Origin of the sequence: Paraburkholderia dinghuensis (assembly GCF_003837865.1) — a bacterium.
GTDB lineage: Bacteria > Pseudomonadota > Gammaproteobacteria > Burkholderiales > Burkholderiaceae > Paraburkholderia > Paraburkholderia dinghuensis.
The window spans coordinates 1-1,167 of the sequence record NZ_RQIS01000056.1 but is presented as its reverse complement, the minus strand read 5'-3'; the positions used below and the strand labels follow the sequence as shown (position 1 = coordinate 1,167).

Annotated in this window: 1 protein-coding gene; it reads right to left on the bottom strand. The window is 63.0% G+C overall.

All coding sequences use genetic code 11. The features are described from left to right. Nucleotides 1-1,167 (bottom strand): hemagglutinin repeat-containing protein (locus D1Y85_RS26860; protein WP_185219145.1); only part of this gene is annotated, 1,167 nt, incomplete at both ends.

Genomic DNA, 1,167 nt, shown 5'->3' with positions numbered 1-1,167 from the left:
CGGCGAGGACAACGTCGTTCGCGCTCACGTTCGAACCCGCGATAGTCAGGTTGCCACTACCCGCCGTATCGTTGCCCGTTGCCACCAAGGCAGCGGTGCCGCCCGCCTGGACAGTCGAGCCGCGCTGGATCGTCTGGTCTTCGGACGACTGGCTCTGACTATGGCTCGAACCGACACTGACCTGTACGCCGATGCTCGGCCCCTTGCTGAGATCGGCGCCGGGCTTGAGCATCTGGTACGCACTGTATCCCGCCAGTGCGGCGTCGCCACCTGCTGCAATCGCGTGCAGCGCCTCGGCGCGGCCGTTGCTGTTGCCGCTCGCGAGCGCCTGGCCCTGCGCATACGCGCCGTTGATCGCATCGCCGATGCTGCCCGAGAGGCCAATCGTCAGACCGCTGCTGCTGGTCTTCTGGGTCTGGCTTGTGTGGCTGGCATCGGTCGCGGAGTCGATGATGACGTTCGCCGCCGTACCCGTCACGTTCTGCGCCGCGATGAGGTCGCTACCGGTGACATGCAGGGTGTTGCCCGCCTGGATCGACAGGTTGCCGTTCAGCGAACCGACCACACTTCCATTGTTAGTTACGCTCGACTCCTGGTCTGTCGTGGCGAGCTTGTTCGTGCCGACCGTGACACTCAGGCCGCTTGCCCCCAGGCCCGAATGCTTTTCCTGATAGGAGCCCGACGACTGCATGGTGTCCTGCGTCGTGGTGATATTCACATCATGCGCAGCACTCAGGCCGACATCGTTCGTCCCCACAATCGTACTGCCCGCCACGTTGATGTCCTTGCCACTCGAAATCGACACCGCATCCGCAGAAATCAGGCTGCCCTGGCTCAGGGTGGTCGTCGTATCCCGCGTGCTTGCGACCTCCTTGCTGCTGAGCACATGGCTATGGGTGCCCGTGTACGTCGAGTTATCGACATAGGTTGCCGTGGCCGCGCCGATGTTGACGTTGTTCGCTGCCGCCAGCGTTGCGGTCCCCTGGTCGAGGTTGACCGTGCTGCCGGTGACGTTGATGTTGTTGCCCGATGCAACGGTCAGTGAATTACCGGAATTGAGCGTCGTTGCCGTCAGCGTATCGGTGGAAGTGTGCAGCGAATCGCTATAGTGGCCGTTGTGATCGCTGGTCGCGCTGTTACTGTCGACGGTGGAGGTCGCGGTGGCCG